The 1361-nt window shown below is 63.3% G+C and carries 2 protein-coding genes; one reads left to right on the top strand and one right to left on the bottom strand.

Annotated elements, in window-relative coordinates:
• The first annotated feature begins 49 nt into the window (after window positions 1–49).
• Window positions 50–1063: an IS110 family RNA-guided transposase gene (locus MF607_RS22495; RefSeq protein WP_242122391.1), complete on the top strand. Its 1014-nt coding sequence runs from the start codon at window positions 50–52 to the stop codon at window positions 1061–1063.
• 99 nt (window positions 1064–1162) lie between these two features.
• Here the strand turns inward: MF607_RS22495 and MF607_RS22490 are convergent.
• Window positions 1163–1361 (bottom strand): hypothetical protein (locus tag MF607_RS22490; RefSeq protein ID WP_242122390.1); only part of this gene is annotated, 199 nt, incomplete at its 5' end.

Below are 1361 nucleotides of genomic sequence, written 5' to 3'. Positions count from 1 at the left end.
CGTATGATGCCGGACCGGCACCGGGAGGTGCCAAGCGAAGGAGGAGCAGATGACCGACGTCCACATCCTCGCCATCGACCTGGCGAAGCGCAGCTTCCAGATCTGCGCGACAGCGCCGGGAGGGGCGGTTCTATTTAACCGGACCGTGTCGCGGGCCAAGCTCGAGACGCATCTGCGCGAGCAGGCGCCATGCATCGTCGCGATGGAAGCCTGTGCCACGAGCCACTTCTGGGGCCGGTTTGCGCAAGCGCTGGGGCATGACGTTCGCCTAATCCCGCCGATCTACGTAAAGCCGTTCGTCAAACGGCAGAAGAACGATGCAGCGGACGCCGCAGCGATCGCAGAAGCGGCTGTTCGACCGAACCTGCATTATGTGGCGGTGAAGAGCGCCGAGCATCAAGCCCGTGCCGTCGCCTTTCGAACGCATCAATCCTTCGTCGGTCAGCGCACGCAGTTGATCAATGCGCTCCGTGGCCACCTGGCCGAGTTCGGCCTGGTCGTGGCGCAAGGGCCTGCGAACCTGAAGTCAGTCGTCGGGATGATTGACGACGGCGCGATCGACCTTCCCGACGCGGTTCGCGATGTCGCACGCCTCTACCTGGACCAGATCGCGTTGCTCACGAACAAGATCGAGGAGCTGCACTCGAAGCTCGTTCACTCGACCAAGGTTGACGACGCCATGCGTCGGCTGTGTACGGTGCCGGGGGTCGGCCCCGTGACCGCAGGCGCGATCATGGCCTTCGCGCCGGATCTGCGGACCTTTGCAAGCGGCAGGAACTTCGCCGCGTGGCTGGGCCTGGTCCCGCGACAGCGATCCACCGGCGGCAAAACGCGGCTCGGCTCGGTCAGCAAGATGGGGCAGGCCGATATCCGCAAGCTGCTGATCGTCGGCGCGATGAGCCGGATCAGATGGATCGTCCGCAAAGGCGTCCTGCCCGACAACTGGCTCGGCCATGTGCTCGGTCGCAAGCCGCGAATGGTGGCTGCGGTCGCCTTGGCCAACAAGATGGCGCGCATGATCTGGGCGATGATGACGCGAGAAGAGAATTATCGGATGGCGTAAGCCGGTCGTCTTCCTCTGAAGCGAACCGGTAAGCGCCTGGGGGCTTCGCGGCCCTCGCAAGGAGATCGACTGACGATTATGCGGCAAGGACTTCAATGTTCAGGACGTGGAAACCAGTCCCGGGGCGCGAGCATCGTAGCTCTCTGAACCGATGTGGACCGCGTTCTTCGAACTGCATACCGGCCAGTGGCAAACGATGAGCCACGCGAACAGGCCTGACACACGAACGATATAAGCGCCGAGCCGCCAGAACGTCGGAAAATCGCCTTGCAAAACCGGGGGCATCCACACACGCCCC

It is taken from the genome of Sphingomonas lacusdianchii, from assembly GCF_022664395.1.
Classification (GTDB): Bacteria; Pseudomonadota; Alphaproteobacteria; order Sphingomonadales; family Sphingomonadaceae; genus Sphingomonas; species Sphingomonas lacusdianchii.
The sequence above is the reverse complement of the archived record's forward strand: the minus strand, read 5'-3'. Positions and strand labels throughout refer to the sequence as shown.